Genomic DNA, 26,910 nt, shown 5'->3' with positions numbered 1-26,910 from the left:
GGGTCTCGTCTCGGACTGCACGGGGTGCGCAGGGTGCGCGGAACGGTGCCCCGGTCATGCGGATCCCAGCTGCCGGTCGATGTAGTCGAACATCTCGTCGTCGCTGGCCGCCTCGATCAGGTCGGGGGCCAGATCGTCCACGTCGCCGGTGGTCCGGGCGGTGGCGGGCGGAGTCCCGCCGGGCAGCGGACGGGACAGCACTTCCCTTATCCGGGCGGCGAGTTCGTCGCTCACGCCGTCCGGCGGCAGGGCGTCGAGCAGGGTCTCCAGGGCGTCCAGCCCGGCCCGGACCGCCGCGTCGCCGGTCGGGCGGGCGGCGGTGACCCGCTCGGCGAGGTGGCGGGCCAGCGCCTCCGGGGTGGGGTGGTCGAAGACCAGCGCGGCCGGCAGCCGCAACCCGGTCGAGGACATCAGCCGGTTGCGCAGTTCGACCCCGGTGAGGGAGTCGAAGCCGACCTCCTTGAACGGGCGGGCCGGGCGGATCAGGTTCGGCGAACTGTGGCCGAGCACCGCCGCCGCGTTGCCGCGCACCAGGTCGAGCAGGGTCCGGTGCAGCTCGGCCTCGGGCAGCTCGGCCAGCTGCTGCGCCATCGAGCGGACCGGTGCCGCGGCGGCGGAGACGGCGGCCCGGGCGGGCCGGGCCAGGCCGCGGAGCACGGCGGGCAGCCGGTCGTCCGCCCGCAGCACGGACGGGGCGATCCTGGCCGCGAGCCGGTAGGCGTACGGGGAGTCCAGCGCCGCGTCGAACAGGGCGAGGCCCTCCGCCGAGGTCAGCGCGCCCGCCCCGGCGCCCCGCCCCGCGGTGACCGCGGCGGTCATCCCGCTGCGCTCCTCCCACAGGCCCCAGCCGATGGACAGGCCGGGCAGCCCCTCGGCCCGGCGTTCGGCGGCGAGGGCGTCGAGGACCGCGTTGGCCGCGGCGTAGTTCGCCTGCCCGGCCGCGCCGAACTGGGCGGCGCCCGAGGAGAACAGGACCAGCGCCGCGAGGTCGAGGTCCCGGGTGAGGTCGTGCAGGGCCAGCGCCGCGTCCGCCTTGGGCCGCAGGACGCGGTCGAGCCGGTCCGGAGTCAGCCCGGCGATCGTGGCGTCGTCCAGGACACCGGCCGCGTGGACGACGGCGGTCAGCGGGTGCGCGGCCGGCACCGACCCGAGCAGCGCGGTGAGCGCGGCGCGGTCGGCGACGTCGCACGCGGCGACGGTCACCGACGCCCCGAGTCCGGTCAGTTCCCGCACCAGCTCCGGCATTCCGTCGGCGGATCCGCCCCGGCGGCCCGCCAGCAGCAGGTGCCGCATGCCGTGTGCGACGACCAGGTGCCGGGCCAGCAGCCGCCCCAGGGTGCCGGTGGCCCCCGTGACCAGGACCGTCCCTTCCGGGTCCGGCGCGGCGGGCAGCAGCAGGACGTTCTTGCCGACGCCCCGGGCCTGGCTGAGCGAGCGCAGCGCGGCCGGGGCCTGCCGGACGTCCCAGCCGGTGACGGGCAGGGGACGCAGCACCCCCCGCTCGAACAGGTCCAGGACGTCGGCGAGCATCTCGCCGATCCGCTCCGGACCGGCCTCCATCAGGTCGAACGCCCGGTAGCGCACCCCGGGGTGCTGCCGGGCGACCGCCCCGGGGTCGCGGACGTCGGTCTTGCCCATCTCCACGAACCGGCCGCCGTTCGGCAGCAGCCGCAGACCGGCGTCGACGAACTCCCGCGCCAGGCTGTCGAGTACGAGGTCGACGCCCCGCCCGCCGGTGGCCGTCAGGAACGTCTCGGCGAAGTCGGTGGTACGGGTCGAGGCGATGTGCCCGGCGTCCAGTCCGCCGGCCTTCAGGACGTCCCACTTGGCGGGGGAGGCGGTCGCGAACACCCGCGCACCGGCGTGCCGGGCGAGCTGGACCGCCGCCATGCCGACCCCGCCGGCCGCGGCGTGGACCAGCACCGACTCCCCGCGCCGCAGTCCGCCGAGATCGAACAGGCCGTAGTAGGCGGTGAGGAACACCACCGGCACGGAGGCGGCGCGGGCGAAGGACCAGCCCGCCGGTATCCGGGCGACGGTACGGCGGTCGGCGACGACGGTCGGGCCGAACGCGCCCCCGAAGATCCCCATCACCCGGTCCCCGGGCACCAGGTCGTCCACCCCCGGGCCGACCTCGACGACCGTTCCGGCGCCCTCGCTGCCCAGGCCCTGCTGTTCGGGGTCGGGGTCCAGTCCGAGCGCGGCGATGACGTCGTGGAAGTTCAGCCCGGCGGCGCGCACCGCGATCCGCACCTCGCCCTTGCCCAGCGGGGCGAGGGCCGCAGGAGCGGGCTCCGCCGCGATGTCCTCCAGGGAGCCCCGGCCGTCGGTGGTGAGCCGCCAGGCGGCACCGTCCGGCAGGGGCAGCGTGCCGTCCGGCCGGCCGCCGCGGACCAGCCGCGGCAGCAGCGGCGGCCCGGTCCGCAGCGCCAACTCGGGTTCCCCGGCGGCGAGCGCCGCGGGCAGGTCGTCCGCCGGCTCGCCGGTCCCGGCCGCGTCGACGAGGACGAAACGCCCGGGGTGCTCGGCCCGCGCGCTGCGCACCAGGCCCCACAGCGCGGCCTGGGCGGGGTCGACGGGACGGTCCAGCGGTCCGGTCCGGACCGCGTCCCTGGTGAGCAGGGCCAGCCTGGCCTCGGCGAACCGCTCGTCGGCCAGCCACTGCTGCACCAGCGCCAGGCCCCGGTGCGCGGTGACGCGGACCCGGTCAGCGGGGTCGGGCAGGTCGGCGGTGGCGACGGCCGCCACGATCACCTCGGGGAGAGCGGCACCCCCGCCGAGGGCCGCCCCCAGGGCGTCGAGGTCCTGCCACGCCCCGGCGCCCGGGACGGCGTCGCCGAGGGCGGCCCAGGTGGGCACGGCGCCGTCGGCCTGGGCGGCGGACGCGGTCCAGTCGAGGCGGTACAGCAGGTCGGCGTGGGCGGTCGCGGAGAGCGGACCGCCCGCGGCCCGGGGCCGCAGCGACAGGCCCGCCACGCCGAGCACCTGCCGTCCCGACAGGTCGTGGGCGTGCAGAGTCACGGTGTCCGGCGCGTCGGCGGCGAGCCGCACCCGCAGCGTGGTGGCCCCGGTGATCCCGCCGGTCACACCGTTCCAGCTGAAGGGCAGCCGGGCCCGGCCGTCCTGGTCGGGCAGCAGTGCGGCGGTCTGGAGGGCCGCGTCCAGCAGCGCGGGGTGCAGCACGCACCCGGCGGCGTCGGCGTGCTGCGGCTCCGGCAGCACCACCTCGGCGAACACCTCGCCGTCGCGGAGCCACGCGGCACGGATGCCGCGGAAGGCGGGGCCGTACTGGTAGCCGGCCTCGGCGAAGCGCTCGTAGAGGTCGCCGGTGTCCACGGGTTCGGCCCCGGACGGCGGCCAGCTCAGCAGGCCGGCCGCGGCTCCGACCGGGTCCCCGGCCGGCCTGGGCGCCAGGGTGCCGGTGGCGTGCTCGGTCCAGGGCGCATCGGCGTCCCGCGTCGTGCGGGCGAACACGCTGAGCCTGCGCCGACCGTCACCGTCGGGCGCGGCGACCCGGAGCTGCAGGTGAACAGCACCCTCGTCCGGGAGCACGAGGGCCGACCCGAGGGTGAGTTCCTCGACCACCGGGCAGTCCGCCTCGGCCCCGGCACGCAGCGCGAGTTCGAGGACGGCCGTGCCGGGCAGGAGCACCACGCCCGACACCGCGTGGTCGGCGAGCCAGGGGTGGGTGCGCAGCGAGATCCGGCCGCTGAGCAGCAGCTCCTCGGAGTCCGCGACCTGCGTCACCGCACCGAGCAGCGGGTGCCCGGTCGTGGCGAGACCCGCCGAGGCGACGTCCCAGCTCGTGGTCGGAACGTCGAGCCAGTAGCGGCTGCGCTGGAAGGCGTACGTCGGCAGCTCGACCCGCCGCGCGCCCGGGAACGCAACCGACCAGTCCACCGCCAACCCGCACTCCCACGCACGACCCACCGCACGCAACACCTGCGCCACGCCGCCCTCACCCCGACGCAACGTCCCCAGCACCACCGCGTCCACACCCGCGGCCTCCACCAACTCCCCCACCGCCACACCCAGCACCGCATGCGGGCTCGACTCCACGAAGAACCGGAAACCCTCCCCCAGCAACGCCTCCGTGGCGTCCGCGAACTCGACCGTCTGCCGGAGGTTGCCGTACCAGTACTCGGCGTCCAGGGCCTCCGTGTCCAACCAACCGCCCGTCACCGTCGAGAAGAACGGCACCGAACCCGACACAGGAACGATCCCGTCCAGATCGGACAGCAACTGCTCGCGGATCTCCTCCACGTGCGCGGAGTGCGACGCGTAATCGACGTCGATCAGCCTCGCCCGCACCCCCTCCGCCACGAACTCCTCCACCAGCGCGCTGACCGCGTCCGCGTCACCCGACACCACCGTCGACGACGGACCGTTCACCGCCGCCACCGACAACGAGCCCCCCGCGATGCGCTCCCGCACCGCCCCCACCGGCAAAGGCACCGACGCCATACCGCCACGCCCCGCCAACACCCGAATCGCCCGACTGCGCAGCGCGACCACCCGAGCCCCGTCGTCGATGCTCAGACCACCCGCCACCACAGCCGCGGCGATCTCGCCCTGCGAGTGGCCGACCACGGCGTCCGGAACGACGCCGAACGAACGCCACACCTCCGCCAGCGACACCATCACCGCCCACAACACCGGCTGCACCACATCGACCCGCGCCAACAGCGCCTCCGAACCCAGCGCCTCCCCCAACGACCAATCCACAAAAGGCGCCAGAGCCCGACCGCACTCCGCCATCCGCCCCGCAAACACCTCCGACCCGACCAACAACTCCGCAGCCATCCCCACCCACTGCGAACCCTGACCCGGGAACACCAACACCGAACGGCCGGAAACCAACCCGCCACCGGCCACCGCAGCGCCCTGCGAGAGCGCGGTCAGGTGCTCGGCGAGGTTCTCCTCCGTGCCCACCAGCACCGCGCGGTGTGCCAGCGCGCTGCGGCCCGTGGCCAGGGAGAAGGCCACGTCTGCGGCGCGGACGCCCGACCCGTCGCCGATTCGGGCCGACAGCGCGGCGGCCTGGGCGCGCAGTGCCTCCGGCGTGCGGGCCGAGAGGAGCAGGGGGACGGCGGCGGGCGCGGTCTCCGGTGTCGCGGGGTGGTCGACGGGCGGGGTCGCGGAAGCTGTCGCGTCGTCCGGGGCCTGTTCGAGGACGACGTGGGCGTTGGTGCCGCTGACGCCGAAGGAGGACACGCCGGCCCGGCGCGGGCGGCCCGTGTCGTCCCATTCCCGGGCCTCCGTCAGCAACCGGCCGGCTCCCGCCGTCCAGTCGACCTCGGGCGTGGGCCCGTCCACGTGCAGCGTCTTCGGCATCACGCCGTGCCGCAGGGCGAGCACCGACTTGATGACTCCTGCCACACCGGCGGCCGCCGAGGCGTGGCCGATGTTGGACTTCAGCGAGCCGATCCACACGGGACGGTCGGCGGGCCGGTCCTGGCCGTAGGTGGCCAGCAGCGCCTGTGCCTCGATCGGGTCGCCCAGCCGCGTCCCGGTGCCGTGCGCCTCGACCACGTCCACCTCGGACGTGGTCAGCCCCGCGTCCGCGAGCGCAGCCCGGATCACCCGCTGCTGCGAGGGGCCGTTCGGCGCGGTCAGGCCGTTGCTCGCACCGTCCTGGTTCACCGCGGAACCGCGGATCACCGCCAGCACCGGGTGCCCGTTGCGGCGGGCGTCCGACAGCCGCTCCACCAGCAGCATGCCGACGCCCTCGCCGAAGGCGGTCCCGTCGGCCGCTGCGGCGAAGGACTTGCAGCGGCCGTCCGGGGCGAGTCCGCCCTGGCGGCTGAACTCGACGAACAGTTCGGGGCTGCACATCACGTTGACGCCGCCGGCCAGCGCCAGCGAGCACTCGCCGGACCGCAGCGCCCGGACCGCGAGGTGCAGGGCCACCAGCGAGGACGAGCACGCCGTGTCGACGGTGACCGCGGGGCCTTCCAGTCCGAAGAAGTAGGCCAGGCGTCCGGAGACGATGCTTCCCGAGTTGCCGGTGCCGAGGAATCCTTCGACGTCCTCGGGGATGTAGGGCAGCAGCCGGGCGGCGTAGTCCTGCTGCATCAGGCCGACGTACGTGCCGACGGGGGCGCCGCGCAGGGCGGCCGGGTCGATGGCGGCGCGCTCGAAGAGTTCCCAGGTGGTCTCCAGCAGCAGGCGCTGCTGCGGGTCCATGGCCAGCGCCTCGCGCGGCGAGATGCCGAAGAACTCCGCGTCGAAGTCGGCGGCGTCGTACAGGAAGCCGCCGTCGCGGGTGATGGAGGTGCCGACGCGGTCGGGATCGGGGTCGTAGAGGGCTTCGACGTCCCAGCCGCGATCGGTGGGGAACCCGGAGACGCCGTCGCGGCCCTCGGACAGCATCCGCCACAGGTCCTCGGGTGAGCGGACGCCGCCGGGGAGGCGGCAGGCCGCGGCGACGATCGCGATCCGGTCGTCGTCCGCGTCCCGGTTCGGGTCGGCCGGCCCGGCGGGTACGGCGGGCAGGACGGCCGTGGCCGCCCGGGTGTCCGTGAGTCCGGCGCGCAGGAAGTCCGCGAGCGCCGCCGGGGTCGGGTGGTCGAACACCAGGCTGGCGGGCAGCCGCAGGCCGGTGGCGGCGTTCAGGCGGTTGCGCAGTTCCACCGAGGCCAGCGAGTCGAATCCCAGTTCGCGGAAGGCCCGTCCGGGGTCGAGGGCGTCCGGGGAGGCGTGGCCGAGGACGGCTGCGGCGTGGGTGCGGACGAGTTCGACGAGCAGCCTGGTCCGTCCGGTGCCGTCGAGGGCCGCGAGGCGCAGGCGCAGGGCGTTGTCGTCGGCCGTCGCCTGCGCGGCCGTGGCCGCCCGGCGGGGCGGTGTGCGCACCAGGCCGCGCAGCAGCGGCGGCAGGGTGCCGTCCGCCGCCGCGGACCGCAGGGCCGCGGTGTCGAGGCGCATCGGGACCAGGGCGGCCCGGTCCACGGTGAGGGCGGTGTCGAGGAGCGCGAGTCCGCGCTCGGTGGAGAGCGGCGGCATCCCGGACCGGGCGAGGCGTCGCACGTCGTCCTCGTCCAGGTGTTCGGTGAGGGCGCTGGGCTGCTCCCACAGGGTCCAGGCAAGCGACTGGCCGGCCAGCCCCGCCGCCCGGCGCCGGACGGCCAGGGCGTCGAGGAAGGCGTTGGCGGCGGCGTAGTTGGCCTGTCCGGGGCCGCCGAAGGTGCCTGCGGCCGAGGAGAACAGCACGAAGTGCGTGAGGTCGAGGTCGCGGGTCAGGTCGTGCAGGTGGAGGGCGGCGTCGACCTTGGGGCGCAGCACGGCGTCCACCCGTTCGGGGGTGAGTGCGGTGACGACGCCGTCGTCGAGGGCGCCCGCGGTGTGGACCACGGCGGTCAGCGGGTGCGCGGGCGGCAGGTCGGCGAGGACGGCGGCCAGGGCGGTCCGGTCGGCGGCGTCGCAGGCGACGACGGCGGTCTCGGCTCCCAGCGCGGCGAGTTCGGCCCGCAGTTCGTCGGCCCCGGCGGCGGCCGGGCCGCTGCGGGAGAGCAGCAGCAGGTGCCGGACGCCGTGCCCGGTGACCAGGCGGCGGGCGACGTGGGAGCCGAGCAGGCCGGTGCCGCCGGTGATGAGGACCGTGCCGTCCGGGTCGAAGGCCGGGAGCGGCCCGGCGGCCCCGTCCGAGGGGTCCGGGTCGTTTCGGAGCACGCGGGCCAGCCGGGGGACGCGGACGTCGTCGCCGCGGACCGCGGACTGCGGTTCTCCCGAGGCGATCGAGGCGAGGGCCGCGGCGACGCCCGGGGAGGCGCCGTGCTCGTCGTCGGCGTCGAGGTCGAGCAGGGCGAAGCGCCCGGGGTGTTCGGACCCGGCCGAGCGGACCAGGCCCCAGAGCGCGCTGTGCGCGGGGTTGGGTATGTCCTCCCCCTCCCCCGTGCCGACCGCGCCCCGGGTGGCGAACACCAGGCGCGAGCCGGCGAAGCGGTCGTCGGCGAGCCAGGTCCTGACGTCGGCCAGGGCCTGGTGGACGGCCGCGCGGACGGCCTCGGCCGGTCCGTCCGAGGCGGCGGGCTCCGCGCAGGCGAGCAGGACCGTTTCGGGCACCGGGGCTCCGGCGTCGACGGCGGCCAGCAGCGTGGCCAGGTCCGCGGTGCGGTGGACGGGTGCGCCGCTGCCGCGCGGGGGTGCGGTGACCCACTCCGTCGCGTAGAGGTCCTGGTGGCGGCGGCCCTGGGGGGCGCGGTCGGCGCCGGGGCCGGCGGTGCCCGCGGGCCGCAGGACCAGCGCGTCCACGGTCGCCACGGGGGCGCCGGTCGCGTCGGCGACGGCGAGCGTCACCGTGTCGGGTCCGGCCGGGGCGAGCCGGACGCGGATCGCGTCGGCGCCGGCGGCGTGCAGGGTCACGCCGTTCCAGGAGAACGGCAACCGTCCCTCGGGGTGGGCGTCCGCGCCGGGGGTGCCGGGCACGCCGGTGGCGTGCAGGGCCGCGTCCAGCAGGGCCGGGTGCAGGCCGAAGCGGGCGGCGTCGGGTGCGGGCCCGGCGGGTACGACGGCCTCCGCGAACAGTTCGTCGCCGCGCTGCCAGGCCGCGCGCAGGCCCTGGAACGCGGGCCCGTAGGCGAATCCGCCCGCCGCGAAGCGGTCGTACAGTCCGTCGAGGGCGAGGGGTTCGGCGCCGGCCGGCGGCCAGGTCATCGGCCCGGCGGCCTCGGTGTGCTCCGCGCCGCCCTGGGCCAGGACGCCTTCGGCGTGCCTGGTCCACTCCTCGTCGTCGAGGTCGCCGTCGGCGGGTGCGTCCGGCCGGGAGTGCAGGCCGAGCGGGCGGTGTCCCAGGGAGTCGGGGGCGCCCACGGTGAGGCGCAGCACGACGCCGCCGTGTTCGGGCAGCACCAGGGGGGCTTCGAGGGTGAACTCCTCGACCCGGGGGCAGCCGACCCGGGCTCCGGCCTGGAGGGCGAGTTCCAGGAAGGCCGTGCCCGGGAGCAGTGCCCGGCCGCCGACGGCGTGGTCGGCGAGCCACGGGTGGGTGCGGGCCGACAGGCGGCCGGTGAGGAGCAGGCCGTCGCTGTCGGCGAGGACCACGACGGCGCCCAGCAGCGGATGGTCCGCGGGGGTCAGTCCGGCGGAGGTGACGTCGGCGACGGGCGCGGTGCCCTCCTCCAGCCAGTACGGGTCGCGCTGGAAGGCGTAGGTGGGCAGTTCCACCCGTTGGGGGCGGCGGCCGGCGAAGACCGCGTCCCAGTCCGGGGAGACTCCGCGCAGGTGGAGTTCGGCCAGGGACTCGGTGAACCGGCGCGGGCCGCCGTCGTCGCGGCGCAGGGTGCCCACGGCGGTGGCGTCGGCGCCGGCGTCCTCGGCGGTCTCCAGCACGCCGACGGTGAGGACGGGGTGCGGGCTGCTCTCCAGGAGGACCTGGTAGCCGTCGGCGAGCAGGGCGCGGGTCGCCTGTTCGAAGCGGACGGTCCCGCGCAGGTTGCGGTACCAGTAGTCGGCGTCCAGGGCGGTGGTGTCGTCCAGCAGGCCGCCGCTGACGGTGGAGTAGAAGGGGACGGCGGACGGACGGGGGGTCAGTCCGCCGAGCCGAGCCAGCAGTTCGGTGCGGATGTCCTCGACGTGCGCGCTGTGCGAGGCGTAGTCGACGGGGATCCGCCGGCTGCGGATGTCCAGGGCCGCCGTCCGGTCGAGGAACGCGTCGAGCGCGTCGGTGTCGCCGGAGACCACGGTGGAGGCGGGTCCGTTGACGGCGGCGACGGAGAGCCGGCCGTCCCACGGGGCGAGGAGTTCGGCGACCTGGTCGGCGGGCAGGGCCACCGAGGCCATGCCGCCGCGGCCGGACAGGGCGCGGATCGCCCGGCTGCGCAGGGCGACGACCTTCGCCCCGTCCTCCAGGCTGAGCGCTCCCGCCACCACCGCGGCGGCGATCTCGCCCTGGGAGTGGCCGACCACGGCGCCGGGGGCGATGCCGTGGGAGCGCCACAGTTCGGCCAGGGAGACCATGACGGCCCACAGCACCGGCTGCACCACGTCGACCCGGTCGGCCGGCGGGGTGCCGGGGGCACCGCGCAGGACGGCTTCCAGGGACCAGTCGACGAACGGGGTCAGGGCGCGCTCGCAGTCGGCGATCCGGGCGGCGAAGGCGGGGGCGGAGTCGAGGAGTTCGACGGCCATGCCGGCCCATTGCGATCCCTGTCCGGGGAACACCAGGGCGACTTCGCCGCCGGTCCCGGCGGCGCCGAGGACCAGGCCGGGGACGGTGCGGCCGGCCGCCAGCGCGTCGAGGCCGGCCCGGAACTCGTCGGGGTGGGCGCCGATCAGGACCGCCCGGTGCTCGTGCGCGGCCCGGCTCGTCGCGAGGGCGTGGCCGACCTCGGCCGGGCCGGCTCCGGGGTGGGCGTCGAGGTGGTCGCGGAGCCGGGCGGCCTGGGCGCGCAGCGCTTCGGCGGTGCGCCCGGAGAGCACCCAGGGCAGGACGGCGGGGGCGGCGGGCACAGCGGGTTCGTCGGCCTGTTCCGGGACGGGTTCGTCCGCCTGTTCCAGGACGACGTGCCCGTTGGTGCCGCTGACGCCGAACGAGGACACCGCGGCCCGGCGCGGCCGTCCGGTCTCCGGCCAGGGGGTGTTCGCGGTGACCAGGCGCACCGCGCCCGCGGTCCAGTCGATCTGCGGGGACGGGTCCTGCGCGTGCAGGGTGGGCGGGACGGTGCCGTGCCGCATGGCGAGGACGGTCTTGATGACGCCGCCGACGCCGGCCGCCGCCTGGGTGTGCCCGATGTTGGACTTCAGCGAGCCGAGCAGCAGCGGCTGCCCGTCCGCGCGGTTCTGCCCGTAGGTGGCCAGCAGGGCCTGGGCCTCGATCGGGTCGCCCAGCGGGGTGCCGGTGCCGTGCGCCTCGACCACGTCCACGTCGGCGGGGGTGAGTCCGGCGTTGGCCAAGGCGTGGCGGATGACGCGCTGCTGGGCGGGGCCGTTGGGGGCGGTGAGTCTGCTGCTGGCGCCGTCCTGGTTGACGGCGGTGCCGCGGATCAGGGCGAGGACCGGGTGGCCGTTGCGGCGGGCGTCGGAGAGGCGCTCCAGCAGGAGCATGCCGACGCCCTCGCCCCAGCCGGTCCCGTCGGCGGCGGCCGAGAAGGACTTGCAGCGGCCGTCCCGGGCCAGGCCGCCCTGGCGGCTCATCTCCACGAACGGGACGGGTGTCGACATGACCATCGCGCCCCCGGCCAGGGCCAGCGTGCAGTCGCCGGCCCGCAGGGCCTGGGCGGCGAGGTGGATGGCGACCAGCGAGGACGAGCAGGCGGTGTCGATGCTGACCGCCGGGCCCTCCAGGCCGAAGGTGTAGGCGACGCGGCCCGAGGCGACGCTGTCGGAGCTGCCGTTGCCGAGGTAGCCGGCCACGTCGTCGGGGACCTGGCGCAGCCGTACCGCGTAGTCCTGGTACATCACGCCGGCGAAGACGCCGGTCCGGCTGCCCCGCAGGGTCGCGGGGTCGATGCCGGCCCGTTCGAACGCCTCCCAGGTGGTCTCCAGGAGGAGCCGCTGCTGCGGGTCCATCGCGAGCGCCTCGCGCGGGGAGATCCCGAAGAAGCCGGGGTCGAAGTGCCCGACGTCGTCGAGGAAGCCGCCCAGGGCGGTGTGGCTGGTGCCCTCGCGCAGCTGGTCCGGGTCGTCGAGGTGGTCCAGGTCCCAGCCGCGGTCGGCGGGGAAGCCGGTGATGGCGTCGGTGCCGTCGGTGACCAGGCGCCACAGGTCCTCGGGGGACCGTACGCCGCCGGGGTAGCGGCAGCTCATCGCGACGACCGCGATCGGTTCGCGGGCCGCTTCCTCGGCCTCGGTCAGGCGCCGGCGGGTGCGGTGCAGGTCCGCCGTCACGCGCTTGAGGTAGTCCCTCAGCTTGTCGTCGTTCACCATCGGGAGTCGCCGTCCTGGTTCGCGTGTCGGGTCGGTGTCATGACAGGCCGAGTTCGTTGTCGATGAGGTCGAAGAGTTCGTCGTCGCTGGCGCCGTCCATGCGGTCCTCGATGGAGTCGGCTGCCGTGCCGTCGCCGCCGGCCGCGGCGGCCGCCGGGTCGAGGCGGCCCAGGAGTTCCCGGAGCCGGTCGGCGAGCCGGTCGCGGTCCGCCGGGTCGTCGAGGGCCCCGTCGAGGGCGTCCTCCAGCCGGTCCAGTTCGGCGAGGCCGGGGACCGGGCCGGGCCCGGCCTCGGGGACGAGTTCGGCGGCGAGGTGTCCGGCGATCGCGGCCGGGGTGGGGTGGTCGAAGAGCAGGGTGGCCGGCAGGGGGTGGCCGGTGGCGGCGCGCAGCCTGTTGCGCAGTTCCACCGCGGTCAGCGAGTCGAAGCCGACCTCCAGCAGGCCGCGTCCGGGATCGACCGCGGCCGGGCCGCTGTGGCCGAGCACCAGGGCGGCGTGGGAGCGGACCAGGTCGAGGAGGACCCGGCCGCGCTGGGTGTCGTTGAGGGAGGCCAGGCGCTGCTTCAGGGCGTCGGGCCCGTCGGGGCCGGCGCCGGCGGCGGGGCCCGCGGCGCCGCGCCGGGCGGCGGGGCGCACCAGGCCGCGCAGCAGGGCGGGGACGCCGCCGGCTCCGGCCTGGGCGCGGACGGCCGCGGTGTCGAGCCGCAGCGGGAGGACGACCGGTTCGTCGAGGGCGCCGGCCGTGTCGAACAGCGCCAGTCCCCGGGCCGGGTCGAAGGCGACGATCCCGCCCCGGGCGATCCGTCGCAGGTCGGCCTCGGTGAGCCCGCCGGTCATCCCGGTGCTGTTGGCCCACAGGCCCCAGGCGAGGGAGCGGCCGGGCAGCCCGTCGGCGCGGCGCCGGTGGGCCAGGGCGTCCAGGAAGGCGTTGGCGGCGGCGTAGTTGCCCTGGCCCATGCCGCCGAAGACGCCGGCGATGGACGAGAACAGGACGAACTCGGACAGCTTCAGGTCGGCGGTGAGTTCGTGCAGGTTGATCGCCGCGTCGACCTTGGGGCGCAGGACGAGGTCCAGTTGCCCGGGTGTCATGGTGGCGACGACGCCGTCGGCCAGGACGCCCGCGGCGTGCACCACCCCGGTCAGTGGGTGCGCGGGGGGCACGGTGGCCAGCAGGGCCGCGAGGGCGTCGCGGTCGGCGGCGTCGCAGGCGGCGATCTCGGCGTGAGCGCCCAGCGCGGCGAGCTCGGTGAGGAGTTCCGGCGCGCCGTCGGCGGTGGGGCCGCTGCGGCTGGTCAGCAGCAGGTGCCGGACGCCGTGTTCGGCGACCAGGTGGCGGGCGACGTGGGCGCCGATGGCACCGGTGCCGCCGGTGATCAGGACGGTTCCGTCGCCGGCCCAGCCGGGTGTGCGCCCGGCGGCGGCCAGCGGTACCCGGGCCAGCCGGGCGACGTGGACGGCCCCGGCCCGGATCGCGAGTTGAGGTTCCCCGGAGGCGAGGGCTTCGGCGAGCACGGCCGGCGGGGTGTCGTGGGCGTCCAGGTCCAGCAGGACGAAGCGGTCGGGGTTCTCGGTCTGCGCCGAGCGGACCAGGCCCCAGAGCGCGGCCAGGGCCGGGTCCGGGACGTCGTCGTCGGTCACCGGGACGGCGCCCGCGGTGACCAGGACCAGCTTGGAGCCGGTCAGCCGCTCGTCGGCCAGCCAGCCGCGGAGCAGGGCGAGGGCCGTGCCGAGGCCGTCGTGGACCGCGTCGCGGAGGGCGCCGGGCGGCGTGTGCGGGGCCGGGGCGGGCGGGCAGGCGGCCAGGACCAGCCGGGGCGGCGGGGCGCCCGCGTCGAGCAGTGCGGACAGCGCGGCGAAGTCGGCGACCGTGCGGCCGGGGAGCGGTGCGGCGCCGGAGGGCAGCGGCGTCCCGGCGCCGAGCACGGTCCAGGACTCCGGGTCGAGGGCGGCGCCCGTCGCGGCGCGCTCCGGCAGGGCCGGCCACTCGGGGCGGAACAGTTCCTCGTGGTGTCCGGCTCGGGTGGCCTTGAAGCGGTCGGCCGAGACCGGCCGCAGGACGAGGGAGCGGGCCGAGACCACCGGTCGCCCGGTGGCGTCGGTCGCCGTCACGGCGACGGCGTCGCGGCCCGTGGGGGTCAGCCGCAGCCGGAGTTCGGTGGCGCCGGAGGCGTGCAGGCGCACCCCGTTCCAGGAGAACGGCAGCCAGCCCTGCGCGGGTCCCTCCAGGACGTCGAACACCAGCGCGTGCAGGGCGGCGTCGAGCAGCGCCGGGTGCAGGCCGAACGCGGCGGCGTCCGGCCGCTGCTCCGCCGGCAGGCTCGCGACGGCGTACACCTCGTCGCCGAGCCGCCAGGCCGCGCGCAGGCCCTGGAACGCGGGGCCGTAGGCGAACCCGCCGCCCGCGAAGCGGTCGTACAGGCCTTCCGTGTCGAGCGGGACGGCTCCGGGCGGCGGCCAGGCCTCGGGGTCGACCGGGTCGGCCGGGTCCGCCGGGTCGGGGCCTGCGGCGGAGCCGAGCAGGCCGCTCGCGTGCCGGGTCCAGGGGGCGTCGGGGCCGTCGTCGGCGGCCCGGGCGTGGACGCTCAGCGGGCGGGTGCCGGAGGCGTCCGGGCTTCCGACGGTGAGCTGGAGCGTGACGGCTCCGCCCGCCGGGAGCACCAGCGGCGCCTCCAGGGTGAGTTCCTCGACCTGGTCGCAGCCGACCTGGTCGCCCGCGCGCACGGCGAGTTCCAGGAACGCGGTGGCGGGGAACAGCACGCCCTCGTAGACGCCGTGGTCGGCCAGCCAGGGGTGGCTGCGGACCGAGAACCGGCTGGTGAACAGGAAGCCGTCGGAGTCCGCGAGTTCCGTGCCGGCGCCGAGCAGCGGGTGGTCGACCGTCAGCAGCCCGGCCGCGGGCAGGCCGGCCGTGGCCGGGCCGGCCGGCAGCCAGTAGCTGCCGCGCTGGAAGGCGTAGGTCGGCAGGTCGACGGCGGAGCGGGCCGGGTCGCCGGAGTGGACGGCGGTCCAGTCCACGGGGACACCGGTGACGTGCAGCCGGGCCAGGGCGGCCGTCGCCGCGGGGGCTTCGGGCCGGTCCTTGCGCAGCAGGGGCACCAGCACGGGGTTGCCGGTGGCGCCGGTCAGGCAGTCCTCGCCCATGGCGGTGAGCGCGCCGTCGGGTCCGAGTTCGAGGAACGCGGTGACGCCGTCGCGCTCCAGGTGGCGCATGCCGTCCTGGAAGCGGACGGTGCCGCGGACGTGCTCCACCCAGTAGTCCGGTGAGCCGAGCTGCTCGGCGGTGGCCGGCTCGCCCGTCAGGTCGGAGATGACGGGGACGGCGGCCTCCCCCGCGACGATCCGTGCCGCGACCTCGCGGAACTCGGCGAGCATCGGCTCCATGAGGGGCGAGTGGAAGGCGTGGGAGACCCGCAGCCGCCGGGTCTTGCGGCCGCGTGCGGCGAGCTGGGCGGCGATCTCGTCCACCGCTGCCGCGTCGCCGGAGATCACGGTCGAGGCCGGGCCGTTGACCGCGGCGAGGCCGACGTCGCTCTCCCGGCCGGCGAGCAGCGGCAGCACCTCCTCCTCCCCGGCGGCGAGGGCGACCATCGCGCCGCCCGCCGGGAGGGCCTGCATGAGCCGTCCCCGCGCGACCACCAGCGCCGCGGCGTCGGGCAGCGTGAACACCCCGGCGACGTGCGCGGCGGCCAGCTCCCCCACGGAGTGGCCGAGCAGCCGGTCGGGGCGCACGCCCCAGTGCTCGACCAGGCGGTACAGGGCGACGCCGAGCGCGAACAGGGCGGGCTGGGTGTACTCGGTGCGGTCCAGCAGGCCGTGGCCGGGGTCGCCGGGGGCCGCGTCGATCACCTCCCGCAGCGGGTGGTCGAGCAGCGGGTCGAGTTCCGCGCAGACCGCGTCGAAGGCGTCGGCGAAGACCGGGAACCGCGCGTACAGGTCGGCGCCCATGCCGGTGCGCTGGCTGCCCTGGCCGGGGAACAGGAAGGCGGTCTTCGCGGCCGGGCCGGTGACGCCGCTCACCAGGTCCGCCGACGGCTCGCCGGCGGCGAGCGCGGCGAGCCCCTGGAGCAGGGCCGGCCGGTCCGTGCCGGTGAGGGCGGCCCGGTACTCGAAGGCGCTGCGGTTCAGCGCCAGGGCGCGGCCCAGGTCGGCGACGGCGACGGCCGGGGCCTGCTCCACGTGCCGGAGCAGCCGGGCGGCCTGCTCCCGCAGCGCGTCCGCGCTGCGGGCGGAGAGCAGCCAGGGCAGGGCGGGCGCGTCGGGGGCGGGCGCCGGGGTCGGCGCGGGGACGGCGGCCGGGGACGGCCCGGTGGGCTGTTCGAGGATGGTGTGGGCGTTGGTGCCGCTGACTCCGAACGAGGACACCGCGGCCCGCCGGGGGCGGCCGGTCTCCGGCCACGGGGTGTCGTCGGTGAGCAGCCGGACCGCGCCGGCCGCCCAGTCGACGTGCGGTGTCGGCGCGTCGACGTGCAGGGTGCGCGGCAGCGTCCCGTGCTGCATGGCCTGCACCATCTTGATGATGCCGGCGACTCCGGCGGCGGCCTGGCTGTGTCCGATGTTCGACTTCAGCGACCCCAGCCACAGCGGCTGCTGCGCGCCGCGTTCCCGGCCGTACGTGGCCAGCAGCGCCTGGGCCTCGATCGGGTCGCCCAGCCGGGTGCCGGTGCCGTGCGCCTCCACCGCGTCGACCTCGGCGGCGGTCAGTCCGGCGTCGGCGAGGGCCGCCCGGATGACCCGCTGCTGGGACGGCCCGTTGGGGGCGGTCAGGCCGTTGCTGGCGCCGTCCTGGTTGACGGCGGAGCCGCGGACCAGGGCGAGCACCGGGTGGCCGTTGCGCCGGGCGTCCGAGAGGCGTTCCAGGACGAGCAGTCCGGCGCCCTCGGCCCAGGAGGTGCCGTCGGCGGCGGCGGCGAACGGCTTGCAGCGGCCGTCCTCGGCGAGCACCCGTTGCCGGCTGAACTCCACGAACGCGCCTGGCGTCGACATCACGGTCACTCCGCCGGCGAGCGCCAGCGAGCATTCGCCGGCCCGCAGCGACCGGGCCGCGAGGTGGACCGCGACCAGCGACGAGGAGCACGCCGTGTCGACGGTCACCGCGGGCCCTTCGAGGCCGAGGCTGTAGGAGATCCGCCCGGACGCCACGCTGCCCGCGCTGCCGATGCCGAGGTAGCCCTCGAACTCCTCGGAGGGTTCGGTGACCCGCGACCCGTAGTCGTGGTGGCTGCATCCGACGAAGACGCCGCTCGCGCTGCCCTTGAGCGACAGCGGGTCGATGCCGGCCCGTTCGAACGCCTCCCAGGAGAGTTCGAGCAGCAGCCGCTGCTGGGGGTCGATGGTCAGCGCCTCGCGCGGGGAGATCCCGAAGAAGGCCGGGTCGAAGCGGTCGGCGTCGTGGAGGAAGCCGCCCTCCCGCGCGTAGGTGCTGCCGGCCCGGTCCGGGTCCGGGTCGTAGAGGCCGTCCAGGTCCCAGCCGCGGCCGGTGGGGAAGCCGGTGATCGCGTCCTGTCCGCCCGCGACGAGCTCCCACAGCTCCTCGGGGGTACTGACGCCGCCGGGGTAGCGGCAGCTCATGGCGACCACGGCGATCGCCTCGTCCTCGGGCACCGCGGCGGCCGCGGCCGGCCGCCCGGGGGCGTCGGGCGCCTCGGCGGCGGGCGCCCCCGGCAGTTCGGTGCGCAGGTGTCCGGCCAGGACGGTGGCCGTGGGGTAGTCGAAGGCCAGGGTCACCGGCAGGCGCAGGCCGGTGGCCGCGGCGAGCCGGTTGCGCAGCTCGACGGCGGTCAGTGAGTCGAAGCCGATGTCCTTGAACGCCTGGTCGGGTCCCACCGCCTCGGGCCCGGGGTGGCCGAGCACCGCGGCGACCTCGGTGCGGACCACGTCCAGCAGGGCCCGGTCGCGTTCCGCCGGGGGCAGCGCGGCCAGCCGCAGGGCCGGCGGCTCGGCGCCGTCGGCGGTGCTGCGGGAGCCGCCCGCGGCGGCGAGCGCGTCCCGTACCTCGGGCAGGTCCCCGAGGGCGGCACTGGGCCGGAGCGCGGTGAACGCCCGGGTGAAGCGGTCCCAGGCGAAGTCGGCGACGAGGACCGCGGTGTCGTCGTGGCCGAGGGCCTGGTGCAGCGCGGTCGTGGCCGTGGCGGGGTCCATGGCGGGCAGGCCGTCGCGGATCAGCCGTTCGGCGACCGCGCCGGCGGCGAGGCTGTCGCCGCCCCACAGGCCCCAGGCGACCGAGGTGGCGGGCAGTCCGAGGTCGCGGCGGTGCCGGGCCAGGGCGTCGAGGTAGGCGTTGGCGGCGGCGTAGCTGCCCTGGCCGGTGCCGCCGAGCGTGCCGGCCAGCGAGGAGAACAGCACGAAGGCGGTCAGGTCGAGTTCACGGGTGAGCTCGTCGAGGTTGCGGGCGCCGTCGAGCTTGGGGCGCAGGACGCCGGCCGCGCGTTCGGGGGTGATCGAGTCGATCACCCCGTCGTCGAGGACGCCCGCGGTGTGCAGGACGGCGCGCAGCGGACGCTCGGCCGGAATGCCGGCGAGCAGGTCCGCCAGTGCGTCGCGGTCGGCGACGTCGCAGGCCACTGCGGTGGCGTCGGCGCCCAGTCCGCGCAGTTCGGCGAGCAGGGCGTCGGCCCCGGGGGCCTGTGCGCCGCGCCGGCTGGTGAGCAGCAGGTGCGCGGTGCCGGTGCGGGCGAGCCGGCGGGCGATCTGGGCGCCGAGGCCGCCAGTGCCGCCGGTGATCAGGACGGTGCCCTCGGGGGTCCAGTCGCGGACGGGGGCGGTGTCGCCGAGTGCGGCGTGGACGACCCGGCGGCCGTAGCGGCCGGTGGCGCGTACCGCCACCTGGTCCTCGCCGTCGGGGTCGGTCAGTGCTTCGGCGAGCCGGGTCGCGGCCCGGTCGTCGAGCTGTCGCGGCAGGTCGACCAGGCCGGCCCAGCGCTGCGGGTACTCGACGCCGGCGACCCCGCCGAGGCCCCAGACCAGGGCCTGGAGGGTGCTGTCGATCCGGTCGGAGCGGCCGACCGACACCGCTCCCCGGGTGGCGCACCAGAGCGGGGCGTCGGCGCCGAGGTCGCCCAGGGCCTGGAGGAGCGCGACGGTCAGGGTGAGGCCGCGGGGCAGCGCCGATCCGTCGCCGTGCGGTTCTTCGGCCAGGGCGAGCAGCGACAGGATTCCGGCGGGCGGCCCGTCGGTGCGGTCGTCGGCGTCGCGGAGCAGTGCGGCGAACCGGGTCCGGTCGGTCGCGTCGGGGCCCGCCTCGACCAGGACGGGCGCGGCGCCGTGTCCGCGCAGGGAGTCCACCGCGAACGCCACGGCCGGGTCCTCGGCGGCGCCGGTCGGGGCGACGACGAGCCAGCTGCCGGCGAGCCGGGGCCGCTCGGGTGCGGGCAGGGGCTTCCAAGCGACCCGGTAGCGCCAGCTGTCGGCGGTCCGGTCGTCGGCCCGGCCGCGCGCCCACTCGGCGAGGGTGGGTGCCAGGGAGGCGAGGGAGGCCCTCAGTTCCCCGTCCTCGACCCGCAGGATGGTGGCGAGGGCGTCCAGGTCGCCGTGGTCGACGGCCTCCCAGAAGCCGGAGTCGGCCGGGCCGGCGCCGGTCGCGGCGGCCGGGCCGGTCATGGCGTCGGCGTGCCGGGCGGGGGCGGCGTCCAGCCAGTAGCGCTGCTGCTGGAAGGCGTAGGTGGGCAGCGGCCGCCGGCGCGCGCCGGTGCCGGCGAACACCGTGTCCCAGTCCACCGACAGCCCACGGACCTGGAGTTCGGCGAGCGCGGCGAGGAAGCGGCCGGGGCCGCCCTCGGTGCGGCGCAGGGTGCCGACGACGGCGCCGTCGCCGGCCCCGGCCGCTTCGACGGCCTGCTGGAGCCAGACGGTCAACGCGGGGTGGGTGCTGCACTCGACGAAGGTGTGGTGTCCGTCGGCGATGAGCGCGTCGACCGCCCGCCCGAACTCCACCGGCCGGCGCAGGTTCTCGTACCAGTACGCGGCGTCCAGGCCGAGGGTGTCCACGGGGCCGCCGGTGACGGTGGAGTAGAACGGGATGTCGGACGTCCGCGGCGCGGTGCCGGCGAGGAGGGTGAGCAGTTCCTCCCGGAGCTCCTCCACCTGGGGCGAGTGTCCGGCGAAGTCGACGCCGGGGACCGGCCAGGTCAGGACGCCCGCCTCGGAGTACTGATCGCGCAGCCGTTCCAGGGCCGCCGGGTCGCCGGAGACCGTCACCGACGTCGGCCCGTTGACCGCGGCGACGTCGAGTGCCCCGGCGTGGGCGGTCAGTGCCTCGCGTACGGCGTCGACCGGCTGCGGCACGAACAGCATGCCGCCGCGTCCGGTCAGGGCAAGCAGGGCCCGACTGCGCAGGGCGACGATCCGGGCGGCGTCGTCCAGCGACAGTGCGCCGGCCACGCAGGCGGCGGCGATCTCCCCCTGGGAGTGGCCGACCACGGCGTCGGGGACGATCCCGTGCGCCCGCCACAGCTCGGCCAGCGACACCATCACCGCCCACAGCACCGGCTGCACCACGTCCACCCGGTCCAGCGGGGGCGCGTCGGGCTCGTCCCGCAGGACGGAGAGCAGCGACCAGTCCAGGTGCGGGGCGAGCGCGCGGGCGCAGGCCGCGATCCGGTCGGCGAAGGCCGGGGCGTGGTCGAGCAGTTCCCGGGCCATGCCGGCCCACTGCGAGCCCTGGCCGGGGAAGACGAAGACGGTCCGGGCCGATCGGGCGACGGCGCCTTCGACCAGGCCGGGTGCGCGCTCTCCCGCGGCCAGCGCGGCCAGGCCGCCCAGCAGGGCCGCGCGGTCGTCGCCGACGACGGCGGCGCGGTGCTCGAAGGCGGTCCTGGTGGTGGCCAGCGAGTAGCCGACGTCGACGGAGGACAGCTCCGGGCGCTCCGTCAGGTAGGCGTGCAGCCGCTCCGCCTGGGCCTTCACCGCCTCGGCGGTCCGCCCGGACAGCACCCACGGGACGGCGGACGCCCCGGGTGCGGGCGCGGGTTCGGGCGCGGGCTCGGCGGGCGGCTGCTCGATGACGACGTGGGCGTTGGTGCCGCTCAGACCGAACGAGGACACTCCGGCCCGGCGCGGCCGTCCCGTCTCCGGCCAGGGGGTGGCCTCGGTGAGCAGGGCGACGGCGCCCGCCGTCCAGTCGACGTTCGGGGACGGCCGGTCGATGTGCAGGGTCCGCGGCAACTCGCCGTGCCCCATGGCCAGCACCATCTTGATGATGCCGCCGACGCCGGCGGCGGCCTGGGTGTGCCCGATGTTCGACTTCAGCGACCCGAGCCACACCGGCCGGTCGGCGGGCCGGTCCTGGCCGTAGGTGGCCAGCAGCGCGTCGGCCTCGATCGGGTCGCCCAGCCGGGTCCCGGTGCCGTGCGCCTCGACGGCGTCCACGTCGGCGGCCGTCAGCCGGGCGTTCGCCAGCGCGTCGCGGATCACCCGCTGCTGGGCCAGGCCGCTGGGCGCGGTCAGCCCGTTGCTGGCGCCGTCCTGGTTGATCGCCGAGCCGCGCAGCACCGCGAGCACCGGGTGGCCGTTGCGGCGGGCGTCCGAGAGGCGTTCCAGGAGCAGCAGGCCCACGCCCTCGGCCATGCCGAAGCCGTCCGCCGCAGCGGCGAAGGACTTGCAGCGCCCGTCCTCGGCGAGCCCGCGCTGCCGGCTGAAGCCGGTGAACGACAGCGGGGTGCCCATCACCGTGGCACCGCCCGCCAGGGCCAGCGTGCATTCGCCCGAGCGCAGCGACTGCGCGGCGAGGTGGACCGCCACCAGCGACGAGGAGCAGGCCGTGTCCACGGTCACGGCGGGCCCCTGGAGGCCGAGCTGGTAGGCGACCCGCCCGGACAGGACGCTGGTGGAGATGCCCGCGATGAACAGGCCCTCCAGTTCCTCGGGGACGTCGCGCAGGGTGCCGCCGTAGCCCTGGTAGGAGGCGCCGGCGAAGACGCCGGTCGAGGTGCCGTGCAGGGACGCCGGGTCGATGCCGGCCCGCTCGATCGCCTCCCAGGAGGTTTCGAGCAGCAGTCGCTGCTGCGGGTCCATGGCCAGCGCCTCGCGCGGCGAGATCCCGAAGAACCCGGGGTCGAAACGGTCCGCGTCCCGGACGAATCCGCCCGCGGCGGCATAGCTCCTGCCGGGCCGGTCCGGGTCCGCGTCGTACAGCGCGTCGAGGTCCCAGCCCCGGTCGGACGGCAGCCCGGAGACGGCGTCGCGCCCGTCGGCGACCAGGCGCCACAGGTCCTCGGGGGTGCGGACGCCACCGGGGTAGCGGCAGCTCATGGAGACGATCACGACGGGGTCGTCGTCCACGGCCGGGGCCGCCGCCGGGGGCTGCCGGACGGTGGCGGGCTCCTCGGCGGCGCCCAGCAGTCCGGTCTCCAGGCGCCGGGCGAGCGCGGTCGCCGACGAGTAGTCGAAGACCACGGTGACCGGGAGCCGCAGGCCGGTGGCGGTGTTGAGCCGGTTGCGCATGTCCACGGCGGTCAGGGAGTCGAAGCCCAGGTCGCGGAAGGCCCGGCCGGGGGCGACCGCGTCCGGCGAGTCGTGGCCGAGGACGGCGGCCGCGTGGGTCCGGACCAGGTCGACCAGCACCCGGGTCCGCTCGGCCGCCGGGAGCGGCGCCAGCCGGTCGCGCAGCGCCGAGGGCGTTCCGCCGGCCCCGGTCCCGCCGGTCTCCGGTTCGGCGGCCAGCGCGGCGCGCACCTCGGGGAGTTCCCCGATCAGCGGGCTGGGGCGGGCCGCGGTGAAGACCGTCGCGAAGCGGTCCCAGTCGATGTCGGCGACCACGACCACCGTCTCGTCGTGGTCCAGGACCTGCTGGAGCCCGGTGATCGCGACCGCGGGCGGCATGAAGAGCACGCCGTGGCCGCGCAGGGTGTCCTCGGCCAGTTCGGCCGCCATACCGCCGGCCCCGCCCTCGGGGCTCCAGATCCCCCACACCACGGAGGTCGCGGCGAGGCCGCGGCTCCTGCGGTCCTCGGCGAGGCCGTCGAGGTAGGCGTTGGCGGCGGCGTAGGCGCCGTGGACGGCGCTGCCCCACACCCCGGAGATGGAGGAGAACAGCACGAACGCGTCGAGCGTGTCCCGGTCGAAGAGCAGGTCCAGGTTCCGGGCCCCGCCGACCTTGGCGTGCAGGGTGTCGGCGAACTCGTCCGTGTCGGTGGCGGGCAGGGGCACCAGCAGCCCGGCCCCGGCGGCGTGGAAGACGGTGCCGATCCGGTGGCCGTCCTGTTCCAGGCCGTCCTTGAGGGCGCGCAGGGCCTCCAGGTCGGCGACGTCGCACGAGGCCAGGGTGACCCGGGCGCCGAGGGCGGCCAGTTCCTCGGAGAGCTCCGGCGCACCCGGCGCGTCCGCGCCGCGCCGGCTGACCAGCACCAGGTGCCCGGCTCCCCGCCGGGCCAGCCAGCGCGCGATCTGCGCGCCGATCCCGCCGGTGCCGCCGGTGATCAGCACGGTGCCCCCGGGCCGCCAGCTCCGCCGCGGCGCGGTGTCGCCCAGGGCGGACCGGACCAGCCGCCGGCCGTGGCAGCCGGTGGCCCGTACGGCGACCTGGTCCTCGTCCCCGGCGCCACCGGCCAGCACCCGGCACAGCTGCGGGGCGGTGTCCGCGTCCAGCGTCTCCGGGAGGTCGATCAGACCGCCCCAGCGCTGCGGGAACTCCAGCGCGGCGACCCGGCCCAGACCCCAGAGCAGGTTCTGCGCGGCGCTGACCGCGCTCCCGGTGTCCGTGCCCGCGACCGACACCGCACCCCGGGTCGCCCACCACAGGGGCGCGTCGATCCCGGCGTCGCCGAGGGACTGCACCAGGGCCAGGTTGAGCGCGGTGCCCAACGGGACGGAGGGGTGCGCCGAGTGCGGGCGCTCGTCCAGGCCCAGCAGCGACAGCACTCCCGTCACCGGGCCGGGCAGCGCGTCGAGGGACGCGCGGACCCGGTCGGCCAGCACGGCGCGGTCGGCCTCCGCCTCGGTGATCCGCACGTGGACCACCGAGGCCCCGGCCTGCTCCATGACGTGGACGGTCGCCTCCGATCGGCGCACCCCGTCCTCGGTCCCGCCGTCCGACGACAGCACGAGCCAGTTGCCGTCCAGTGCGACCGGGGGGCCCTCGGGCAGGGCCCGCCAGGTCACGCGGTAGCGCCAGGAGTCGACCACCGAACGCTCGGTGCGCTCGGTGCGCCAGGTGGCGAGCGCGGGGAGCACCACGTTCAGCGGGTCCTCGGGCGTCACCCCGAGGGTCGCGGTGAACCGGTCCAGGTCGCCCCCGCCCAGGGCCTCCCAGAAGTCGTCGCCGTCCGAGGACGTTCCGGCGAGGCCACCTGCGGCGGGGCCGGTGTCCGCCAGCCAGTACGGGCGACGCTGGAAGGGGTAGGTGGGCAGGGAGACGCCGTCCGGACGGTGCCCGGCGAACACCCGGTCCCAATCGGGCGACAGGCCGCCCGCGTGAGCCTCTCCCAGGGACGTCAGGAAGCGGCCGAGGCCGCCCTCGCCGCGCCGCAGCGTGCCCAGGACCACGGCGGGGCCCTGCGCGGAGCCGGCGGTGTCGGCCTCGTCGGAGGTCTGCTGGACGCCGAAGGTGAGCACGGGGTGCGGGCTGGACTCGACGAAGAACCGGAAGCCCTCGGCCAGCAATGCTTCCGTGGCCCGCCCGAACTCGACGGTCTGCCGCAGATTCCGGTACCAGTACTCGGCGTCCAAAGCCTCCGTGTCCAACCAACCACCCGTCACCGTCGAGAAGAACGGCACCGAACCCGACACGGGGCTGATGCCGTCCAGGTCGGACAGCAACTGCTCGCGGATCTCCTCCACATGCGCGGAGTGCGACGCGTAATCGACCTCGATCAGCCGCGCCCGCACCCCCTCCGCCACGAACTCGTCCACCAGCGCGCTGACCGCAGCCGCGTCACCCGACACCACCGTCGACGACGGACCGTTCACCGCCGCCACCGACAACCGGCCCGCGATCCGCTCCCGCACCACCCCCACCGGCAGCGGCACCGACGCCATACCGCCACGCCCCGCCAACACCCGAATCGCCCGACTCCGCAGCGCGACCACCCGAGCGCCGTCGTCAAGACTCAGACCACCCGCCACCACAGCCGCGGCGATCTCACCCTGCGAATGGCCCACCACCGCGTCCGGAACCACGCCGAACGAACGCCACACCTCCGCCAGCGACACCATCACCGCCCACAACACCGGCTGCACCACATCGACCCGCGCCAACAGCGCCTCCGAACCCAGCGCCTCCCCCAACGACCAATCCACAAAAGGCGCCAGAGCCCGACCGCACTCCGCCATCCGCCCCGCAAACACCTCCGACCCGACCAACAACTCCGCAGCCATCCCCACCCACTGCGAACCCTGACCCGGGAACACCAACACCGAACGACCGGACGACACGCCGTCGCCCCGCACCAGGGCCGGCACCGACCGGCCCTCGGCCAGGGCCTTCACGCCGTCGAGCAGCTCGCTCGGGTTCCCGCCCACCACCACGGCACGGTGCTCGAAGGCGGTGCGGGTGAGGGCGAGGGCGCGGCCGGTGTCGGCGGCGCGCAGGGGTGCGGGGTCGGCGCTCAGGTGTGCCAGCAGCCGGGCCGCCTGGTCGCGCAGCGCCTCGTCGGTGCGCGCCGACAGCACCCAGGGCAGCGGGTACGCGTCGCCGTCGGCCGGGGTGTCGGCCGCCGGTTCGGCGTCCTCCGCCGGGGCCTGTTCCAGGATCAGGTGGGCGTTGGTGCCGCTGACTCCGAAGGCGGACACGCCCGCCCGGCGCGGACGGCCCGGGTCGTCCCACGCCCGGGCCTCGGAGAGGACCTCCACGGCCCCCGACGACCAGTCCACCATGGGCGTCGGCCGGTCCGCGTGCAGCGTCCTGGGCAGTTCGCCGTGCTCGATCGCCAGCACCATCTTGATGACGCCGCCCACTCCGGCCGCCGCCGAGGTGTGGCCGATGTTCGACTTCAACGAGCCCAGCCACAGCGGCCGTTCGGCGGGCCGCCCCTGGCCGTACGTGGCCAGCAGGGCCTGCGCCTCGATCGGGTCGCCGAGGGTGGTGCCGGTGCCGTGCGCCTCCACCACGTCCACCTCGGACGCCGTCAGGCCCGCGTCCGCGAGCGCGGCCCGGATCACCCGCTGCTGCGACGGGCCGTTCGGCGCGGTCAGGCCGTTGCTCGCACCGTCCTGGTTCGTGGCCGAACCCCGGATCACCGCCAGCACCGGATGCCCGTTGCGGCGGGCGTCCGACAGGCGCTCCAGCAGCAGGACGCCGGCGCCCTCGGACCAGCCGGTGCCGTCCGCGTCGGCGCCGAACGCCTTGCAGCGGCCGTCGGCCGACAGTGCGCGCTGGCGGCTGAACGCCACGAACGCGTCGGGGGTCGCCATCACCGACACCCCGCCGGCCAGGGCCAGCGTGCAGTCGCCGGCCCGCAGGGCCCGGATCGCCAGGTGCAGGGCGACCAGCGAGGAGGAGCAGGCCGTGTCGACGGTCACCGCGGGGCCTTCGAGGCCCAGGGTGTAGGCGATCCGGCCGGAGACCACGCTGCTCGCGGTCCCGGTGTCCAGCAGGCCCTGGACCTCGGGAAGGTGGCGCGAACCCGCGCCGTAGCCGTTGCCGATCGCCCCGAGGAAGACGCCCGTTCCGGTGCGCCGCAGCGTCCGGGGGTCGATCGCGGCCCGCTCGACCGCCTCCCAGGCGGTCTCCAGGGCCAGCCGCTGCTGCGGGTCCATGGCCAGGGCCTCGCGCGGCGAGATGCCGAAGAACTCCGCGTCGAAGTCGGCGGCGTCGTGCAGGAAGCCGCCGCTGCGGGTGTAGGACGTGCCGGGCCGCTCGGGGTCCGGGTCGTAGAGGCCCTCCAGGTCCCAGCCGCGGTTGACCGGCCAGGCGGAGATCGCGTCGCCGCCCCGGGAGACCAGGTCCCACAGCAGTTCGGGCGTGTCGGTGCCGCCGGGATAGCGGCAGGCCATGGAGACGATGGCGATCGGTTCGTGGCGGGCCTGCTCGGCCTCGCGCAGCTGCCTCCGGGCGTCACCGAGATCCGCGGTGGCGCGCCTGAGGTAGTCGAGCAGCTTCTTGTCGTCGGACATCA

The 26,910-nt window shown here is 76.3% G+C and carries 2 protein-coding genes; both read right to left on the bottom strand.

Translation table 11 applies throughout. From position 1 onward, the window contains the following. Positions 1-54 precede the first annotated feature (54 nt). Positions 55-11,859, bottom strand: coding sequence for an SDR family NAD(P)-dependent oxidoreductase (locus ACIQF6_RS00095; RefSeq protein WP_400890049.1), 11,805 nt, complete (start codon positions 11,857-11,859; stop codon positions 55-57). Between the two features lie 40 nt (positions 11,860-11,899). Beyond that, positions 11,900-26,908, bottom strand: a complete 15,009-nt coding sequence (locus ACIQF6_RS00090) for a type I polyketide synthase (protein ID WP_400888168.1) — start codon at positions 26,906-26,908, stop codon at positions 11,900-11,902. Between the last annotated feature and the right edge of the window lie 2 nt (positions 26,909-26,910).

The organism is Kitasatospora sp. NPDC092948 (assembly GCF_044754805.1).
Classification (GTDB): Bacteria; Actinomycetota; Actinomycetes; order Streptomycetales; family Streptomycetaceae; genus Kitasatospora.
Note: the sequence above shows the minus strand (reverse complement) of the source record. Positions and strands in the feature narration are given on the sequence as shown.